This window comes from Seonamhaeicola sp. S2-3 (assembly GCF_001971785.1).
Lineage (GTDB): Bacteria > Bacteroidota > Bacteroidia > Flavobacteriales > Flavobacteriaceae > Seonamhaeicola.
In genome coordinates, this window is sequence record NZ_CP019389.1 from 1,101,392 (window position 1) to 1,120,530 (window position 19,139).

The 19,139-nt window shown below is 31.4% G+C and carries 21 protein-coding genes; 4 read left to right on the plus strand and 17 right to left on the minus strand.

The genetic code is table 11. The annotated features are described in order from the left end of the window. Nucleotides 1-3 precede the first annotated feature (3 nt). The 5 genes from BWZ22_RS05215 to BWZ22_RS05235 are packed head-to-tail and all read right to left on the minus strand — an operon-like array spanning nt 4 to nt 2,758. Nucleotides 4-567, minus strand: a complete 564-nt coding sequence (locus BWZ22_RS05215) for an AAA family ATPase (RefSeq protein ID WP_076698452.1) — start codon at nt 565-567, stop codon at nt 4-6. Continuing rightward, the gene (gene pnuC, locus BWZ22_RS05220) at nt 528-1,160 is read right to left on the minus strand and encodes a nicotinamide riboside transporter PnuC (RefSeq protein WP_076698454.1); all 633 of its coding nucleotides are present in this window, start codon (nt 1,158-1,160) and stop codon (nt 528-530) included. Before pnuC ends, BWZ22_RS05215 begins: the two co-directional genes overlap by 40 nt. Next, nucleotides 1,144-1,404 carry a thiamine-binding protein gene (locus BWZ22_RS05225; protein WP_076698455.1) on the minus strand — a complete coding sequence of 87 codons (261 nt, stop codon included), beginning with the start codon at nt 1,402-1,404 and terminating at the stop codon, nt 1,144-1,146. The genes pnuC and BWZ22_RS05225 overlap by 17 nt, the downstream gene beginning before the upstream one ends. Nucleotides 1,405-1,408: 4 nt before the next feature. Then, nucleotides 1,409-2,131 carry a geranylgeranylglyceryl/heptaprenylglyceryl phosphate synthase gene (locus tag BWZ22_RS05230; protein ID WP_076698456.1) on the minus strand — a complete coding sequence of 241 codons (723 nt, stop codon included), beginning with the start codon at nt 2,129-2,131 and terminating at the stop codon, nt 1,409-1,411. Continuing rightward, nucleotides 2,132-2,758 (minus strand): 4'-phosphopantetheinyl transferase superfamily protein, encoded by a 627-nt coding sequence (locus BWZ22_RS05235; RefSeq protein WP_076698457.1) that lies wholly within the window; start codon nt 2,756-2,758, stop codon nt 2,132-2,134. It lies immediately after the preceding gene. 65 nt (nt 2,759-2,823) lie between these two features. On the opposite strand from BWZ22_RS05235, the gene ahcY reads away from it, so the two are divergent. Then, complete coding sequence (gene ahcY / locus BWZ22_RS05240) at nt 2,824-4,140, plus strand: adenosylhomocysteinase (RefSeq protein ID WP_076698458.1); 1,317 nt, start codon at nt 2,824-2,826, stop codon at nt 4,138-4,140. 694 nt (nt 4,141-4,834) lie between these two features. Here ahcY and BWZ22_RS05245 read toward each other — a convergent pair. The 7 genes from BWZ22_RS05245 to BWZ22_RS05275 form a co-directional block, all read right to left on the minus strand. Then, nucleotides 4,835-5,095: a hypothetical protein gene (locus tag BWZ22_RS05245; protein ID WP_157607915.1), complete on the minus strand. Its 261-nt coding sequence runs from the start codon at nt 5,093-5,095 to the stop codon at nt 4,835-4,837. 140 nt (nt 5,096-5,235) lie between these two features. Next, nucleotides 5,236-6,237: a phytase gene (locus BWZ22_RS05250; RefSeq protein ID WP_076702302.1), complete on the minus strand. Its 1,002-nt coding sequence runs from the start codon at nt 6,235-6,237 to the stop codon at nt 5,236-5,238. A gap of 1 nt (nt 6,238) precedes the next feature. Continuing rightward, nucleotides 6,239-9,073, minus strand: a complete 2,835-nt coding sequence (locus tag BWZ22_RS05255) for a TonB-dependent receptor (protein WP_076698460.1) — start codon at nt 9,071-9,073, stop codon at nt 6,239-6,241. Between the two features lie 218 nt (nt 9,074-9,291). Then, the gene (rpmA, locus tag BWZ22_RS05260; protein WP_076698461.1) at nt 9,292-9,552 is read right to left on the minus strand and encodes a 50S ribosomal protein L27; all 261 of its coding nucleotides are present in this window, start codon (nt 9,550-9,552) and stop codon (nt 9,292-9,294) included. 36 nt (nt 9,553-9,588) lie between these two features. Beyond that, entirely contained in the window at nt 9,589-10,224 is a 636-nt protein-coding gene (rplU, locus tag BWZ22_RS05265) for a 50S ribosomal protein L21 (RefSeq protein WP_076698462.1), read from the minus strand. A gap of 96 nt (nt 10,225-10,320) precedes the next feature. Then, entirely contained in the window at nt 10,321-10,773 is a 453-nt protein-coding gene (locus BWZ22_RS05270; protein ID WP_076698463.1) for a DUF4199 domain-containing protein, read from the minus strand. A gap of 79 nt (nt 10,774-10,852) precedes the next feature. Further along, nucleotides 10,853-11,731: a DMT family transporter gene (locus BWZ22_RS05275; protein ID WP_076698464.1), complete on the minus strand. Its 879-nt coding sequence runs from the start codon at nt 11,729-11,731 to the stop codon at nt 10,853-10,855. 155 nt (nt 11,732-11,886) lie between these two features. Between BWZ22_RS05275 and BWZ22_RS05280 the strand changes: the two genes are divergently transcribed. After that, entirely contained in the window at nt 11,887-12,276 is a 390-nt protein-coding gene (locus BWZ22_RS05280) for a heavy-metal-associated domain-containing protein (RefSeq protein ID WP_076698465.1), read from the plus strand. Nucleotides 12,277-12,343: 67 nt separating this feature from the next. On the opposite strand, the gene BWZ22_RS05285 is transcribed toward BWZ22_RS05280, so the two are convergent. The 5 genes from BWZ22_RS05285 to mutY form a co-directional block, all read right to left on the minus strand. Continuing rightward, on the minus strand, nt 12,344-13,054 hold the full coding sequence (locus BWZ22_RS05285; RefSeq protein ID WP_076698466.1) for a hypothetical protein: 711 nt from the start codon (nt 13,052-13,054) through the stop codon (nt 12,344-12,346). Nucleotides 13,055-13,195: 141 nt separating this feature from the next. Then, nucleotides 13,196-13,774, minus strand: coding sequence for a gliding motility lipoprotein GldD (gldD, locus tag BWZ22_RS05290; protein ID WP_076698468.1), 579 nt, complete (start codon nt 13,772-13,774; stop codon nt 13,196-13,198). Next, nucleotides 13,774-15,078 (minus strand): gliding motility-associated protein GldE, encoded by a 1,305-nt coding sequence (locus BWZ22_RS05295; protein WP_076698469.1) that lies wholly within the window; start codon nt 15,076-15,078, stop codon nt 13,774-13,776. Before BWZ22_RS05295 ends, gldD begins: the two co-directional genes overlap by 1 nt. A gap of 52 nt (nt 15,079-15,130) precedes the next feature. Further along, nucleotides 15,131-15,577 (minus strand): single-stranded DNA-binding protein, encoded by a 447-nt coding sequence (locus tag BWZ22_RS05300; protein ID WP_076698471.1) that lies wholly within the window; start codon nt 15,575-15,577, stop codon nt 15,131-15,133. 88 nt (nt 15,578-15,665) lie between these two features. Continuing rightward, complete coding sequence (mutY, locus tag BWZ22_RS05305) at nt 15,666-16,706, minus strand: A/G-specific adenine glycosylase (protein WP_076698472.1); 1,041 nt, start codon at nt 16,704-16,706, stop codon at nt 15,666-15,668. Nucleotides 16,707-16,848: 142 nt separating this feature from the next. Here mutY and BWZ22_RS05310 point away from each other — a divergent pair, with 142 nt between their 5' ends. Both BWZ22_RS05310 and BWZ22_RS05315 read left to right on the plus strand, forming a co-directional pair. Continuing rightward, nucleotides 16,849-17,139, plus strand: a complete 291-nt coding sequence (locus tag BWZ22_RS05310; RefSeq protein ID WP_076698473.1) for an HU family DNA-binding protein — start codon at nt 16,849-16,851, stop codon at nt 17,137-17,139. Nucleotides 17,140-17,542: 403 nt separating this feature from the next. Beyond that, nucleotides 17,543-19,087 (plus strand): ribonuclease E/G, encoded by a 1,545-nt coding sequence (locus BWZ22_RS05315; RefSeq protein WP_076698474.1) that lies wholly within the window; start codon nt 17,543-17,545, stop codon nt 19,085-19,087. The last annotated feature ends 52 nt before the right edge of the window (nt 19,088-19,139 follow it).

Consider the following 19,139-nt stretch of genomic DNA (forward strand, 5'->3'; position numbering starts at 1 on the left):
TTTTTATTTTTTTAATAGTTTGTTTATATGGTTTACTGCTACTTCTAAACGTTCTTTTAGGCTTCCTTTTAATAAAACATAGGGTTTGTTTTGTTTTATTAACTCATCTTCAAAAGCCTTAAACATACGTTCTCTTTCATTTGGTTTATCACGTAAATCGTCGGCTTCCCAAGGGGTGTCAATATAAGTTAAAAAATACAAATCATACGTGTTTTTTAAGGCGTATTTTTCAAGAATAGGATCGCAAACTCCTGAGTAATATGTTTCTGAATATACTTTTGTTTCTAATAAATCGGTGTCACATATTAATACAGAATTGGTTTTTTGGGCTAATGTATTTTCTAATTTCATTTGTCCAATAGCAATTGGCAATAAATCCTTGGGTTCGCAGGTTTTTCGTTCATTATTCCATTTATTTTGAAGATACTCCCGCGCATATTCTGGCACCCAAACAGAATTATAATACCTAGCTAATTGCCTAGATAAGGTTGTTTTCCCTGTAGATTCTGGACCAAACAAAACTACTTTTATACAGTTTGCTGGTTGTTGTTTAAGATTTTTTTCCATGCTAAATAGCCTAAAATTGCAATAATAGTAAAACCTAAATATTGTAAACTAGTAAAGGTAAAACCCTTGTAAAAGTACAAAGGCACCGAAATAATATCGCCAATTATCCAGAAAATCCAGTTCTCCAGTTTGCGTCTAGCCATTAACCACATGCCAACAAAAAATATAGCTGTGGTAATGGTATCAACATAGGCTACCCATCCGTTCCATTTATCAAATGTTATGTAAACTAAATAAACAAAAAGTAAAGTTGCCATAAATATAGAGATACTTAGTTTTTTTTCGTTGAATGTTGTTAGAGATATTGGTGTAACATGCTCTTTATCAATTTTCTTCGTCCACACATACCAACCATAAACACTCATAATAAAGTAATACGCATTAATCATCATATCTCCCAACAATTCCCATTTTAATAGCAGATATACAAAAATAATTGTGCTTATCATCCCTGTTGGAAATACTAAAACTTTGTTTTGTTTAGAAAACCAAACCGAGAGAAACCCAAAAATTACTGCTATTATTTCAAGAACAATATCAACTGTTTCATATTCTAAATATTGCCCAAAGAAAAAATCAAAAATGGGGTTCATAATTGTGTCTGTCTGATTTTACAATTTTCATGTATAAAAGTCCCTTGTCAATAAGTTCAAAAGCTTCTTTAATTTCCTCATTTAATACCTCCATTACCTTGTCATAATCACCATACACCTGAGTACTTAAAGGGTTTTCTTTAACTTTTAGATTTGATGCTCTTAACCTTTTAATAAAGTGAATGATTGCAGGTTCAAAATCGTCTTGTAGTGGTGTTAATGTTAATTCTACTGATATTTTCATGATTTTATTTTAATTCTTCAAAAAATGATTCATTTTCTTCAAAAGCAGTACCAATTACTACTAAATCTGCTCCAGAATTATATGCGTTTTCTAGTTGTTTACTATTTTTTATGCCGCCTCCTACTATTAATGGAATACTAAGTTTATTTTTTACACTTTTTATAATGTCTTCTGAAATAGGACTTTTAGCACCACTTCCGGCTTCTAAATAAATGAGTTTCATACCCAAAAGTTCTCCAGCCTTTGCTGTTTTTGTAATTAGAGACACATTTATTCTTGACATGGGTTTGGTATTAGTAACACGCTCTACGGCAGATTTGTTTCCGCTTTCTATTAAAATATAGCCTGTTGGAATTATTTCTAGTCCTGTTTCTGATAATTTAGTAACAGAATCTACATGCTTACCTATTAAAAAATCAGGATTCCTACCAGAAATAAGCGATAAAAACAAAAGTCCGTCTGCCTTACCTGTAATCTGGTTTACATCTCCTGGAAACAAAACCACGGGAACATTGGTATATTTTTTTATTTCTTCAACTAAATCTTCGGTATCATTTTCATCAACAGTGCTTCCTCCTACAAAAATATGAGTAGCAACAGACTCATTAATTTTTGAAATAAATCTAGACACCTCATTAACTACCACCTTATCAGGGTCAATTAAAACTGCTAAAAGTTTATCACCTTTTAAAGCTGAAGCCTGTATTTTTTTATAAATAGAATTCATTTAAGTAATGGCATAAGCACAAGAAAAACCTTCAAATTCAATAAATTTAATTTGGTATCGGTATTTTCTGTTTAAGTAATCTATCCAAGCTATAGTTTCAGAATCTTCAATATTAAACGGAATAGTTAAACAATGATTTTTAAAACTTAAACCTGGCGTTGCAAAAAGTTTGTATAAAGACTCTTTTACACACCAAATTAATGTGAGTTTTTTTATATAATCGGGCTCATTTTCATTTAAATAATTGGTTTCATAATCAATAAATTTATGTGCAATTACTTTTATTTTTTCGCGTTGTTTTTCTATATCAATCCCAACAACCTCATTACTAATAATTACTGCTGAAAAATTAAAAGAATGTGTAATTGAAATATGTTTTCCATCACTTAAATGCGGTTTCCCAAACTCATCATAAACCAAATCAGAATCCTCATAACCAAATTCACGAAGCAAATGCCTAACACTTAAAAAACCACGCTGGTGCATGCTACTTTTCATAGCCTCTACACGCTGTAAACTTTTGTTAGTTAAAGCTAATGGTTTCATTAAATCACTGTAAGACTCTGTAATTTTCCAGATTTTAACACAAGTTTGTGAGTTGGGTATAAGGGTTTTATAAAGAGGCATTTAGTTTTATGAAAGTTATTGGCTATCTTTGCCGTTTAATATTTAAGACCCACAAATATAACAATATGAGTACAAAAACAGTTGCTTACGTTCCTAATAAGGTTAAAGATATTTCTTTAGCGGAATGGGGCAGAAAAGAAATAGAATTAGCAGAGGCCGAAATGCCAGGTTTAATGAGCTTACGCGAAGAGTACAAAGACCAACAACCCTTAAAAGGCGCTCGTATTGCTGGCTGCTTGCACATGACCATACAAACCGCAGTACTAATTGAAACTTTACAAGCTTTAGGTGCCGAAGTTACTTGGAGTTCTTGTAACATTTTCTCTACTCAAGATCAAGCTGCTGCTGCTATTGCCGCTGCTGGAACTGCTGTTTACGCATGGAAAGATATGACCGAAGAAGAGTTTGATTGGTGTATTGAGCAAACCTTATTTTTTGGTGAAGACCGTAAGCCACTTAACATGATTCTTGATGATGGTGGCGATTTAACCAATATGGTTTTAGATAAATACCCAGAATTAGCTGCCGGAATTAAAGGTTTAAGTGAAGAAACCACTACTGGTGTACACCGTTTATACGAGCGTGTTAAAAATGACACATTACCAATACCTGCTATTAATGTAAACGACTCGGTAACAAAATCTAAATTTGATAATAAATATGGGTGTCGCGAAAGTGCTGTAGATGCTATTCGTCGTGCAACCGATGTTATGCTAGCTGGAAAACGCGTAGTAGTTTGTGGTTATGGCGATGTTGGTAAAGGTACAGCTGCATCATTTAAAGGCGCCGGAAGTATTGTAACCGTTACAGAAATAGATCCCATTTGTGCTTTACAAGCAGCTATGGATGGTTTTGAAGTTAAAAAACTAGAAACCGTTGTTAGTAATGCCGATATTATAATTACAACTACAGGTAATAAAGACATTGTTCGTGCAGAACACTTTAAAGCCATGAAAGACAAAACCATAGTTTGTAACATTGGTCATTTTGATAACGAAATACAAATGGCTTGGTTAAACGAAAACTACGGAAACACTAAAAACACCATTAAACCACAAGTAGATAAATATACCATTGATGGTAACGATATTATTATACTTGCCGAAGGTCGTTTAGTAAATCTTGGTTGCGCTACTGGCCACCCAAGTTTTGTAATGAGTAACTCATTTACCAACCAAACTTTAGCACAAATAGAGCTTTGGAATCACAGCGACAAATACGAAAACAAAGTGTACATGCTACCAAAACATTTAGATGAAAAAGTAGCAAAACTTCACCTAGAAAAAATTGGTGTAGAATTAACAGAATTACGTGAAGACCAAGCTGAATATATTGGTGTTACTGTTGAAGGTCCATATAAACCAGAACATTACAGATATTAATTGTATGCTGAATAATGTCACACTGAGCGCAGTCAAAGTGTTTTTCGGCATCTCAAATAAAAAAAAATCCCAAGCTACATTTTTAGTTTGGGATTTTTTTTATTCTTCTTTTGGGCGTTACCACAAGGGTCGGGCTTTCGGCAGTCGCTCCTTCCTACGTCAGGGAGCTTCAACAAATGCCTCAATCCCTAACGCAGTAAAACTTCTCGATACAATTTCTCGTACCTCGAAATCACTCGAAGTGACGTAACTTATAAATAAAACTATACAACGTATTTAGCAAACAACCGTCAGTTCGAGTAATTCGCCTTAAGCGAATTGTATCGAGAACCTTTAAAAACTAAAATTAGCTAGACTTAACAGTTTTATAAACTACAACTTCTCGATACAATTTCTCGTGCCTCGAAATCACTAGTGACGTAACTTATAAAAAACTATACAACGTATTTAGTAAACAACCGTCAGTTCGAGTAATTCGCCTTAAGCGAATTGTATCGAGAACCTTTAAAAACTAAAATTAGCTAGACTTAACAGTTTTATAAACTACAACTTCTCGATACAATTTCTCGTGCCTCGAAATCACTCGAAGTGACGTAACTTATAAAAAACTATACAACATATTTAGTAAACAACCGTCAGTTCGAGTAATTCGCCTTAAGCGAATTGTATCGAGAACCGTTTTAATCCTTTCTCATTAATCCTGCTCAAAATACCACCATAAACTGGAATCTATACTCGATTTCATTTTATTTACATCAGCCTCATCTTTTAAAAAAACCGTTAGGTTTTCGCTTACTCGGTTTCGTTCAACACTTTTTCTAATTTCAATAGTATCAATTTCATTAAAATGCTCTAAATGCTTTTTAATTCTAGAGTCTAAAGATTCATCTCCTAAAAAAATCTTAATTGTAGGTTGCGTTGGGGAATTCCGTATTTCTGATCTGAATGGTAGCATAAGCATAAATTTTTAAAGTAAAACATGTTCTTAATTGCAAATGCAATAGCCTAAGTTAATAATTTATTATGGTAAAATCAATAAAAAAGCCCTTCTCTATTACAGAAAAGGACTTTATTTTATAACAAAATATTAGATTACTATTGCAAATTAAGCTTTTTTAAATCATGAAAAAAGAAAGTCTTATCATCATTCATACTAACAAATAGTCCATTAGGAAATTTATCACCCAATGCTTCTGTAGTTACCTCACAACCATCAGTTTCTGTGGTTCCTAGGTTAATTTCTTTTATAAAAGCATTAGTTTCTACATCAAAAATATTGAATGTTCCCGCTTGCTGGTTTGATACTATTAAAAATGAATTATTTGGATAATTAGCAATGGCAATACCTTCAATATCCTCTTTAAAATATTCACCTCCAAAACAATAAATTTCTTTGTCTCCTTTTGAAGGTTCTGCATAATATTTACGAATACAATGTCCTTCATCAGAATAGTAAACAATACCATTTTGGTTATCTACAGCTATTGCTTCAATTTCTTTTTTACCGCTAAACTCACCAAACTTTCTAACCAAATTTGCTTTAACGCCAGTGCTATCTGAGACCAATTCATACTGATATAAATACCCGTTTTTAGGACCTGTTTTTCTGCCCACAATAGCATAAAATTTATTGGTTTTGACTGATTTATACAAAGCTATTCCCATTGGTAAATTAGCCTCTGGCATGGTAGCATCTGTAAAAACTTTAAATCCTCCGTTATCTAATGGTTTCATATCTGGAACTGTATATAACCTAATTTGCTGACGCTCTCTTTCAGTAAATGCCATGATATCGACTTTTGTTGAATCATTTAACTGAAAATCATATTCTAAATCTACATTATTTGGACGTTTTAAGCCTCTAATGGTTTTACTTTCAATTATTTTACCATCTAAATCAAAAGCGTAAATAGCACCTTCTGTATCTTTATCTGTTCCAAAAACAATACTTTTTGAAGCATCGTTTTTGTTTACCCAAATAGCAGGGTCATCGGTATCATGCAAGGTCTTTTCTGTAATAACATCTGGTGGCGTTACAGGCAACTTTTTTCCGCATGATACTAATATTAACCCAACTAGTATAATAAGTTTATTCATTTTAATTTTTTGCTTTAAATAAGTCATACTTTAAACCAAATGTAATGCGTCTTCCATAATATTCAGCTTGCATCGTTCTATTTTTAACGCCTTGGAAATAACGTAATGGTTGATCTGTAATGTTGTTTAAATCGAAATACAATCTTAAGTTATCATTAAAAGCGTAAGATGCGTTAAAATCTAACAAGAATTGCTCATCGTAATATCTATCTTCAAAAGCATTCCCTCCTATTTCATCAATATAAGCATCAGAATAGTTTGCAGATAAACGTAAGTTCAATTTTTTACCGCTATATGACACCGATCCGTTAAACATATTTGGAGCTGTACCGGGTAAGTCTAAATCATCACGCTCATCACCATCTTCATTTCTTATACCATCTGCACTAGAGGTTAAATACGTGTAGTTAGCCATAATACCTAAATTTTTAAGGAATCCAGGTAAGAAATCTAACTGACGTTGAAAAGACACCTCTGCTCCTGTAACTGTAGCATCATCTCCGTTTTGAGGTTGAAACGCATCATATCCTGTACTTGTATCTTCAAATTGGAAGGTGTAAATGAAATCTGATATATTTTTATGAAATACTCCTCCAGAAATAATACCAACACTTTTAAAATAGTGTTCTGCCATTAAATCAAAGTTCATAGAAGTTGTAGCTTCTAAATCTGGGTTTCCTAAAAATATTTCTTCATCATCATTAACAACATCTATACTTGGTACAATATCGGCATAATTAGGTCTTGCCAACGTGTTTGTCCATGCAAAACGTAATACAGTATTGTTGCTAATATTGTATTTAAAATGTACTCCTGGTAAAATATTTATATAGTCTTTTTCTTCTGTAATGATACCAATAACATCTTCTTCATCTTCAATTTCATTACCCGTTGCTTCTGTTTTAGTACTCTCTAATCTTAAACCAGCTAAAACACTAAGTTTATCTGATAGTTTTTGATCAAACATAGCGTAAGCCGCATATACGTTTTCTTTTACTTCATAGTTAGCTCTTAGGTACTCATCTGGCACATCAGATTCTTCAAATAAAGATGCATTAGAAAAATCTAAATCTCCTAAGAATTCTTCGTCTACAAAAAACCCTGCTTTGTACTTACTACCTGCTAAATAATCATCCGTTGTTTTATCTACTAAGGGTAGGTTTAGCATATTTTCATAAAAATCTTCATTTAAACCTTCATACTCAAAGAAGTTATTATCTCTTTGTTTTTCTTTTACTTTAGCTCTAGCTCCAAATTTTAAGAACCCACCTTTACCTAATAAGTTTGCAGGTAATTTAAAGTTAACAAAGGCATTAAAATCTTTTTCGTCTGTATATTGATTTTCTTCGGTAAATTCACCAAATTCAAAATTACTTGGAGAGGCATTGGCAGAATTTTCGGGAGTAAATAAAGGAAATTTAGAATCTGATACGTCATTTAAAATTATATATTCAGATTCATATTCTGCATATCTTTCATGTAAACGTTCTTCTGAAGCTTTTGCATAAGACGCTAACCAATCTAACTGCAGTTTACCAAATAAATGCTCGCCTCCTAAACTATAGTTTTGCATACGTTGGTCTTCTAAACGGGTATTTTTATTTCTGTCATTATCAATACCTCCTTTGGTTTGTCTTTTAACCTCTACTGGAAATCTTGTAGGAATACCATTGGTAATTGTAAAATCTCCTTCTTCTATATCTTCGGCATCTAAAATTTCATGCTCTAACCTAAATCTATTCTCTCTATCATCACGCCAGTTGTACATAGATTTAATAAAAATCTTGTTATTAGCATTAAACGCATAATCAAAGTTAGCAGAAAAACTTCTACGAATTCTTTGTACAAAATAGGCGCGTTGTTCAAAAACGTTGGTGTATGGATTTACATCTACTTCAACTTCTTCATCTGCATCGGCATCATAATAAGCAAACTCATCTGTCCATTCTGCTTCTATATTATCAGAGCCAAAATCGTTATCGTTAATTGATGATGATAGCATCCATCCAAACTTACCATTTTTACTTCTATCTCCTATCAAGAAAGAGGCATTAAGTATTCTTCTATCTGTAATTGTGTTAACCCCAGAACCTAAAGTTGCTGCTACTCTAAATCCGTTAGGAGATGTTCTAGTTACTAAATTTACAGAACCTCCTAAAGCATCTGCATCCATATCTGGTGTTACAGCTTTATTAACTTCAATAAGTTGAATCATGTCTGATGGAATAAGATCCATTTGAACATTTCTGTTATCACCTTCAGCCGAAGGAATTCTACTACCATTTAATGTAACCGAGTTTAATTGAGGCGCTAAACCACGCACAATAATATTACGTGCTTCACCTTGATCTACTTGCATGGTAATACCAGGAATACGCTTTACGGCATCACCAATATTAGCATCTGGAAATTTACCAATTTGATCGGTTGATACTATATTAGTAATGTTTTGCTTGTTTTTTTGGGCATTTAATGCCTTTGCTTGTCCACTATTATAACCGTTTATTACAATATCTTCTAACTCTAAAGCTTTTGCACTAATTGCTATAGTAACATTTGTTGTTTCGCCGTTTTTTATTTCAACCTCTGTTTCGGTATCGGCATACCCTAAATACATGACTTTAATAGTTTGGTTTCCTGAGGGAACATTTACGAAAACAAACTTACCATCTACATCAGAAATCACACCTTTATTTAGTGATTCTATTAGCACGTTTGCAAAAGGAACGGCTAGTCCTTTTTCATCAATAATGGTTCCTTGAATATTTCCATTTTGCGAAAACCCCAAAAAAGAAAATATCAAGGTTAATAATAAAAATGCATATTGTTTTTTCATGATTAATTAATTGGTTAATTATTAATACGAAATAACAAAAGCACCTTACTATCTTTATTAATTAAATTTTAAGTTATGGTTATTTATACGAAAGAAAAAACCTATATTTTAAGTTCACTTAACATTAAGAAGAACTTTAGTAAACATGAGTAACAATAAAAAAAGCCCCTTCTGAATTAACAGAAGGAGCTTTAGAGTATTTTTATAAAACTTACTTATTAAGCCTCAAATGGCTCAATAGATACGTAAGATTTATTATCTTTTTTCTTAGTGAATTTTACAATACCATCAACTTTGGCATGTAATGTGTGATCTTTTGAAGAATACACATTTTCACCTGGGTGATGTGTATTTCCTCTTTGTCTTACGATAATGTTTCCAGCTATTGCAGCTTGACCACCAAAAATCTTAACACCTAAGCGTTTTGATTCTGATTCTCTACCGTTTTTCGAACTTCCGACTCCTTTTTTATGTGCCATTTTATTTCGATTTTATTTTAACAATAAGAAGTAAGCTTAAGCTTTACCTCCATCTAATTCGTCTTGCCATTTTTTAAGTTCATCCCACTTACCTTCAGCAGCTAATTTAGCTTGTTCTGGCCAAGTGTCTGTAACATGGTTACCTCTTACATCTGCAATAATTTCAGAGATTTTCTCTGGAGTAGAAGCAGCTAAATCTGCAAATGTTGCAATTCCAGCTTCAACTAGCGTTGATGCAATTTTAGGTCCTATACCTTCAATTTTCTTTAAGTCATCTGCTTTTCCTGTAGCTTTTTTAGCTGCAGGTTTAGCTTCAGCCTTTGGAGCTTCTTTTTTTGCTGGAGCAGCTTTTTTAGCTCCTGATGTAGCAATACTTTCTATTACTATCTCAGTTAAGGCTTGACGGTGACCATTTTTTACACGGTAACCTTTACGTCTTTTCTTTTTGAAGACTATTACTTTATCACCTTTAAGGTGTTTAACGACTTTTGCTCCTACTTGAGCGCCGTTTATAGCCGGGGCGCCAACAGTTACTTTGTCTCCATCTGCAACTAAAAGAACATTATCGAAAGCTACTTTCTTTCCTTCTTCAGCTTGTAAACGGTTAACAAAAACTTTTTGGTCTTTTTCAACTTTAAATTGATGCCCTGCTATCTCTACAATTGCGTACATAGCGTAACGTTTTTATTAATTAAATTATTTAACATTGCCTTCAATTCTTTAAAGGCGGGTGCAAATATACTGCTAAATTATTAATATACAAACGTTTTAGAGATTTTGAGGTATATTTCTGCTATTTTTAAAAAGTTGCATTACAGAAAGGGTTGCAACTACAGATGTTGCTAATCCCATAACAGCCACAATAAAGGTTATCATACCAATGTTGACATCAAATTTTCCTTTAAAAGTTTGTAACAATTCTGGCAAAAAATTAGTATTTACTTCTGTAGAATAGAATAAAAAGAAAATTGTAAACACAAAAGTTGCAACAAAACCTGTTATAATACCTGTTTTAAAGCCTTGACCATACGAAAAAGAAGTTGGAAATTGCAACTTGCTTAATTTTACGGCTTCATACACGCCAAAACCTGTAATAAGTGCATTGAAAAAGCTAAAAGCTGGATTTATATGTTTGTTAAACAATGATAGAATCAAAAAATATGCTATTAAAACAGCGCTTGTAACAAGGCCAAATCTTATGGGAAGTGATATTTTTTTCATCATAGTTGGTATTAGAGTTTTCTTAAATTTCGGAAAAAAAATTGACATTTAATAATTTAACTCTAACTATATGAACCTATTAGCATTTCTTTTTATGAGCTAAATACACACCTATAAGAATTATAATAGTAGCAATTCCTTGTAAAAAATTAAAGCGTTCTCCATCTAAAACACCCCAAAAAACTGCAACAATAGGCATTAAATAAGCCACAGAAGATGCAAAAACAGGGGTAGACACTTGCACTAATTTATTAAATAGCACTTTTGCAATGGCAGTTCCAAATAATGACAATACCAACATATAGAGTAAAGCAGGTTTTAAATTTTGATTTGTAAGCACCTCTGCGCTAAAAAAACCGGTACTAATTAAAACTATAACCGCAGGAATTAGTATAGCTGTAAAATTTCCTACTGCAATTGTTAAAGCATTAACATGTTGTAAATGTTGTTTTAATACATTTATACTTGCTGCATAACTACAGGCAGCCACTATTACCAAAGCAGCATATAAATAATTTTGATTTGGATTTAAAGAAATTCCATTAATAATTAACATTATTGTACCTGCCAACCCAATAAAAACACCTAAAACCTGTCTTTTTGTTGAACTTATTTTAAAAACAAAAAAGCCAAGTATAATGGTATTTAACGGTACTAAAGAGTTTAAAATAGAAGCTATGGCGCTATCTATTTCGGTTTCGGCAAATGCAAAAAGAAACACTGGAAAGAATGTACCCAACAACCCAGTTATTATAATCCATTTCCAATCTTTAGCGGTTATATTTTTCACTTTTTTAAAACCAACAATAAAAAGAAATATAGCAGTAAAAATTACACGTATAGCACCTAACCGCATTGGAGTTAAGCCATTTAACCCTTTTTTTATAAGTATAAATGAGCTTCCCCAAATTAATGAAAGTGTTAATAAATAAATCCACTTTAGATGAAATGCCTTCATAAATCTTATGTTTAAATCACAAAATTGAACTATTTAATCTAATTACACATCTTTATTTATTAATTTTGTAAACCAACAGATGGTAATTTATTATTAATACTATAAATGTTAACTTCTGTTTAAATACATTGCTTTAATTTTAAATACTTAAAAACATGAATACATTGAAACATATTTTAGGGTTAGCCTTAATGCTTTTGTTAGCTTTTAGTTGTAAAAACGAAACTAAAGCAGAAGTAAAAACTGTTGAAGTTGCAACAGAAACAGCAAAAGAGTTAGACCCAAATGCTACCTACGCTAAAGCAGAATTTACTATAGATGGTATGACTTGCGAAATTGGTTGTGCCAAAACTATAGAAAAGAAAATAGCTAAAATGGAAGGCGTAAAATATGCTAAAGTAGATTTTGATAAAAAATTAGCTATGGTTGAATACAACGAAGCCAAAGTAACTCCAAATACTTTAGAAGAAACTGTAACTAATGTTGCCGACATATACAAAGTAAGCAACATGAAAACCGTTGACAATTTTTCGGTATCACAATAAAACAATATTTTTTTGCTAGGTTGATTATGAAACATAACATAATCAACCTTAGCAAAACAAAAAACACTTAAGACTTTCTGTAAGAAAATTTAATCATATAACAGCACATAGCATAATGTGCTAAGTTAAAGAATATAATAGCAAAAAAATTAAACAAAGCATACCTATTAAGGAACAAATTTGCTCCTTGAAAACAAGAACTAAGAAAAACAAAGGTTGCAGAAACTATTAAAAACTTATTAAGCTTAGTTTTGTTAGTTAAACCCAATAAAAGTGCACTAAAAACAAATATAGTTGCTGATAAAACATACAATGTTGTTTCTTGTAAAATAAACATTTGATTCATTCCTTCAAAAAAAATCATAAAAGGAACACCCACTAACACCATTAGTACCGCAACTAATTTTAAGGCTAATTTTACATCAACCTGTTTAAAACGTTTAAACAATAAAACGCTGTACAGAAGAAAAGCTATAACATGATATATTAATCCCTTAGAATTATACTCCTGATATGGATTATTAAAATTACAAATTCCTAAAAAATTAAAGATTATAGTAAGTATAAACAACAAACTTCTTTTGTTTGTATTTAACATGTAAATGATAAAAATTAGAGGAAAAGAAGTAAACATTGTTACCTTTCTATCTAAATATGTTGGTAAAACAGCACCTAAAGCATCAATAAAAATAATACCTAAAAATATGTAGTTTAATAATATTTTTTGACAAAGTAATTCCCACAATTCTTTTATTACTTCTGTTTTGTATGTTTTCAACGTGCTTTATGCTATTAATTTTCCTCTTAGGTGAACGAAAATATAACTAATAGAAAAGAAGCAAAACGTTATTGTGTTTTTTTAAACCTAAATAAAAAAATTAAAACACTTTATCGAAGAAAACCACACTTTAAACGCTTATTATTTCCACCTAATGGTTTCCATAATACGTCTCATATCATTTTGTAAGTAATGAGATGCAGGTAAAATAGAATCGTAATTAGGTTTGGCATTGAAATACATTGATCCTGTTAAAAAATGATTAACGCTATCTGTAACATAAAATTGAGCTGGTGAAGCCACATTTCCTTTAACTACAGACAACATACCATAAACTTTTTGGTTTTTGTTTTCATAAGGAAAACGGGGAATTTCGTCTGCCTTTTTTGTGTGTTCTAAAGTAAATTTTTGTGCGTCTCTTAAAAAATCTTCTAAGTTCTTCTTGTTGCCTTCAATGGCTTTATACGTTAAAAATATAGTACCCTTTAAGGCAGGATAATCAATATTAATACCGTAACTTTCTGTAGTTGCCTTCATTTTTTTTGTAGAAATATTTTCTACCAATACATTAGTTTCAAAAGTAAAAGGCATATTTAGTTTGGTTTCAACATATTTAGCTTCTGGATATTCTAGCCTTAAAAAAGCTTTAGGTTTTGGCTTATAGTCTTCACCACAAGACACACAAATAAAAATTAATAAAAGGTATATATAGCTACGCATTAAGTTATTGTGAATTTAACAAGTTTTATTCTTTTTTTATCTAAAGCTTCAATAGTAAAAACGTAATTTTCAAAATTTATTTTGCTATTAAGTTTTGGAAAGCTACCTGATATTTCTAAAACAAAACCAGCAATAGTTTCGGCTTCACCTTTGTTTTCTTCAAAAACAGATTCGTCTTCAATTTTAGTAATTTTATAAATATCTTTTAAAGCCGTTTTTCCTTCAAATACATAATTATTTTCATCTAGTTTAGAGTATAGTAAATCTTCATCATCAAACTCATCGCTAATATCACCTACAATTTCTTCAATAATATCTTCTAACGAAATTAACCCAGATGTTCCTCCGTATTCATCTACCACAACTGCTAAATGCACTTTCTTTTCTTGAAATTCGGCCATTAAATCGTCTAACTTTTTATTCTCTGGAACAAAAAAGGGCTCTCTAATTAACTTAACCCAATCAAACTGTTTTTTATTAATGTGCGGCAGTAAATCTTTCACATAAAGAATACCTTTTATTTGATCGATGTTCTCTTGGTAAACTGGAATTCTAGAATACCCATTTTCAATAATTTCTGGCATAATTTCGGCATATTTCTGTTCTACATTTAAAGCAAAAATATCTATGCGTGGCCTCATTACTTGTTTGGTATCGGTATTTCCAAAACTTACAATGCCCTGAAGTATTTTATGTTCTTCTTTAGTGGTATCTTCTTCGCTAGTAAGTTCTAATGCTTGCGATAGTTGATCTACACTTAGGTTTGATTTTTGTTTCCCTAATTTATTATGAATAGCCAAAGTAACGTTTTGCATTGGCAAACTTATGGGTGAAAATATAACATCTAACACCTTTAGTGGATATGCCATAAAAGAAGCAAATTTTATATTGTTTCTACTGGCATATATTTTTGGTAAAATTTCACCAAACAACAAAATAAGGAATGTTATTAAAATTACTTCTAACAGAAATTTAATAGTGGTATCTGTAATATTTCCGAAAATAAAATCACCTAAATACGCAAACAAAATAACCGTTGCAATATTTATAAAATTATTTGCTACTAAAATAGTGGCAAGTAATTTTTTAGGACGTTCTGTTAGTTTTGCAACTACTTGCATTCGTTTAGAATTATCTTCTAAACCTTCTTCAATATCGTTTTTAGTAAGTGAGAATAATGCTACTTCGGCGCCTGAAATAAGTGCAGAACAAACCAATAGCAAAAACAGCAATGCAAAACCAGAAATCATTGAATAATTTAATGCAATGACTAAACTTAAAAAACTCGCGGGGTCAGGGTCCAAATATTTTGGTTTTAGTTAAACAAAAAGCCTTGATTTAGGCTCATTAATTTTTTTAAAACGGAAGATCATCATTTTCATCTTCAGTAGGTTCACTAGCAGGCTTATCTTTAGCAACGGGTGTTTGATCCGCTGTTGTACTTGCTGCGTTATTTTCACTTTCTTTTTTTGTAGTTAAAAATGTAAAATCTGTACACTGAATTTCAGTACTATAACGCTCATTACCATTATCATCTTGCCATTTGCGTGTTTTTAGGCGTCCTTCAATATAAACCTTATCGCCTTTACTTAAATATTTTTCGCAAATTTCAGCACCTTTATTTCTTACCACAATATTATGCCATTCTGTATTGCTAATACGCTCATTAGTTTGCCTATTAGTATAGGTTTCATTGGTAGCTAAAGGAAATCTACCAACACATCCGCCTCCTTCAAAATAATGCATTTTAACCTCATCTCCTAAATGCCCTATTAGCATTACTTTATTTAATGTTCCTGACATAGCTTTAATTTATTTGTAGTTGCAAAATTACTTAATTGTAACTCATTTTTAAAATTAATAAAAAAATATGATAAGCCGCTCTTTTAGTTTAAAAACTAAAGCTTTCAATAAAATTACCTATTAAAATAGGTACAGGGTATTTATGAACATCATTTACCGAAATCCCTTTTACAGGAAGCTTTTTAATTTTTACAATCCAAAACTTAGAATGTAAATGCTGATGTGATAGTTTATGAATAATACACTGATTATTATAAAGTATAATTTCAAACGGCATGTTTTTTAACAAGTCATGTGTTTGTGCTAGTGCTTTAAAATCTTTATAAATGAAATCTGATTTTGTTTCAACCAAAGGAAACTGATATAAGTTTTGCCAAATACCTTTACCCTCTCGCTTTTCTAAAATAGTTTTCCCGTCTTCTGAAATAAAAACTAAAAAATTAAAATATTTCTTTTTGGCCTTGGCAGGTTTAATTTTTACAGGCAAGTTTGCTATTCTTTTCTCATTAAAAGCTATACAAGAATTATTTAATGGACAAATGGAACAATCTGGATTTTGAGGTTTACACTGTACAGCACCAAACTCCATAATAGCCTGATTAAATGTTGCTGGATCTTTTCTATCAATTAATTCTTGTGCTAAACCTTTAAACTCTTTGGCACCTTTAGAACTATTAATGGGTGTTTCAATTCCAAAGTAACGAGACAAAACACGATACACATTACCATCTACAACCGCTGTAGGTTCATTAAAACAAATTGAAGCAATGGCACTAGCAGTATAATCGCCTACGCCTTTAAGTTTTAATAACGCTTTGTAATTATTAGGAAATTCGCCATGTAATTCATTAGCAACATATTTTGCGGTAGCATGTAAATTTCTAGCTCTAGAATAGTAACCTAAACCTTGCCATAATTTTAAAACTTCACTTTCATTAGCTTTTGCTAGATGAAAAATAGTTGGAAAAGCTTTTAAAAAAGCGTAATAATATGGTAACCCCTGCTTAACTTGTGTTTGCTGCAAAATAATCTCAGACAACCAAATACTATAAGGGTTTTTAGTTTGTCGCCATGGAAGCTCACGCTTATTGTTTGAGTACCAGCTTATTAAAGATTTTAAAAATTGCATTGATTCTTTTTATAAAAAGCGCTAAAATTAACGTTTATAATATTAAATTTTAGTGAATTAGGTTTGAAATATTGAATATTAAATCCCTATATTTGCATCCCTTAAAAATTTTATATAGTAATCTAAAAAATAAATAATTAAAATGACGAAGGCTGATTTAGTAGCAAAAATTTCTGAGAAATTAGGAATTGAAAAAGGAGATGTTCAAGCAACTGTTGAATCTTTTATGGAGGAAGTAAAAACATCTTTAGAAAGTGGAGACAATGTTTATTTAAGAGGTTTTGGAAGCTTTATCATTAAGACAAGAGCAGAAAAAACTGGAAGAAACATTTCTAAAAACACTACAATAAAAATACCTGCACACAATATCCCTGCATTTAAACCTGCTAAAGTTTTTGTTGAAGGTGTTAAAACTAACGTAGACGTTAAGTAATAAACGCAATAAATAAATTATTAATTAAAAACACACTATTTATGCCAAGTGGTAAAAAACGCAAAAGACATAAGGTAGCGACACACAAGCGTAAGAAACGCAGACGCGCTAACCGTCACAAAAAGAATAAATAAATCAAAAAAGTAGTTAGATTAACTACTTTTTTGGTTAAAAACAAAAACGTTCTTTGAAATGAGTTCCATAAAGTATGGAGCTCCACGGGTTAAAAATCCTGTGATTAGGATTATCTAAAAAACTTTTTTTAGGTAACCTTAAAAATATTGTTTAATCCATCTATACTATAATAGTTGTTAGTTGCTAGTTGCTAATTATTAGTTTTTGAAAACTTTTATCTTTTAACTTATAGCTTTTAACTAAAAACGTATGGATAAAAATTAACTACATGGATAAAGAATTGATCATCCGATCTAGTTCTGATGCTGTTGATTTTGCCTTATTAAAAGATGGAAAACTAATTGAATTACAAAAGGATGAAGATGATAACAATTTTTCTGTTGGTGATGTGTTTATAGCCAAAATAAGAAAAACTGTTCCTGGTTTAAATGCCGCATTTGTTAATGTGGGTTATGAAAAAGATGCTTTTTTGCATTATCATGATTTAGGCCCAAAATTACCTTCTCTTTTAAAATTCACAAAACGTGTAAGCACAGGTAAACTAAAAGATTTTTCTTTAAAAAATTTCCCATTTGAAAAAGATATTGATAAAGACGGAAAAATTGTAGACGTCTTAAAATCAAATCAATCGCTATTAGTACAAATAGTAAAAGAACCTATATCAACCAAAGGCCCTAGAATAAGCTCAGAGCTTTCTATTGCTGGTAGATATATTGTTTTAGTACCTTTTTCTAGCAGAATTTCTATCTCACAAAAAATAGAAGACCGCGAAGAAAAAGACCGCTTAAAACGCTTGGTAAAAAGTATAACACCACAAGGGTTCGGAATTATAGTTCGTACAGTAGCACAAGGCAAAAAAGTAGCCGAACTAGATAAAGATTTACAGAATTTGCTTAGTCGCTGGACGGCAATGTGTAAAAAGTTACATAAAGCCCATCATCCCAGTAAGGTTTTAGGAGAGATGAATAAAGCCTCGTCTATTTTAAGAGACATATTTAACGACTCCTTCACAGCTATACATGTTGATGACGAAGAGCTTTATTATCAAGTAAAAGATTATTTGCAAGAAATTGCACCAAAGAAAGAATCAATAGTTAAATTGTATCACTCTAAAATACCAATTTTTGAAAAATTTGGCGTTGAAAGACAAATAAAAACCTCTTTTGGTAGAACCGTTTCCATGGCTAAGGGTGCCTATTTAGTAATAGAACACACAGAAGCTTTACATGTTATAGATGTAAATAGCGGAAACCGATCTAATAAAGCCAACAACCAAGAGGACACAGCATTAGAAGTTAATTTAATAGCTGCTACAGAAATAGCACGCCAATTACGATTACGTGATATGGGAGGTATTATAGTAGTAGATTTTATTGATATGACCAATGCTGCTAACAGGCAAAATTTGTTCAATCATCTTCGTGATGAAATGAAAGACGATAGAGCAAAACATAAAATATTGCCACCAAGTAAATTTGGTTTGATACAAATTACAAGACAGCGTGTACGACCAGAAATGAACATTAAAACCCGCGAGGAAAACCCTAACGGCGTTAATGGTGCCGAAGTTGAAGCACCCATTGGTTTAATACAAAAAATAACGCAAGATCTTGAAGTATTGTTTCGAAAAGACTATAAAAAGGTGACTTTAAACACACATCCTTTTATAGCAGCCTTTTTAACCAAAGGTTTTCCATCTATACGTTCAAAATGGTTTTTTGAACATAAAAAATGGGTGAAAATATTACCTAGAGATGCTTACACATATTTAGAATACCACTTTTTTGATAAAGATGGTAATCAAATTAAATAAACTATAAAACCCCTTCTATATTACATAGCTTGGGGTTTTTTTATGTTTAATT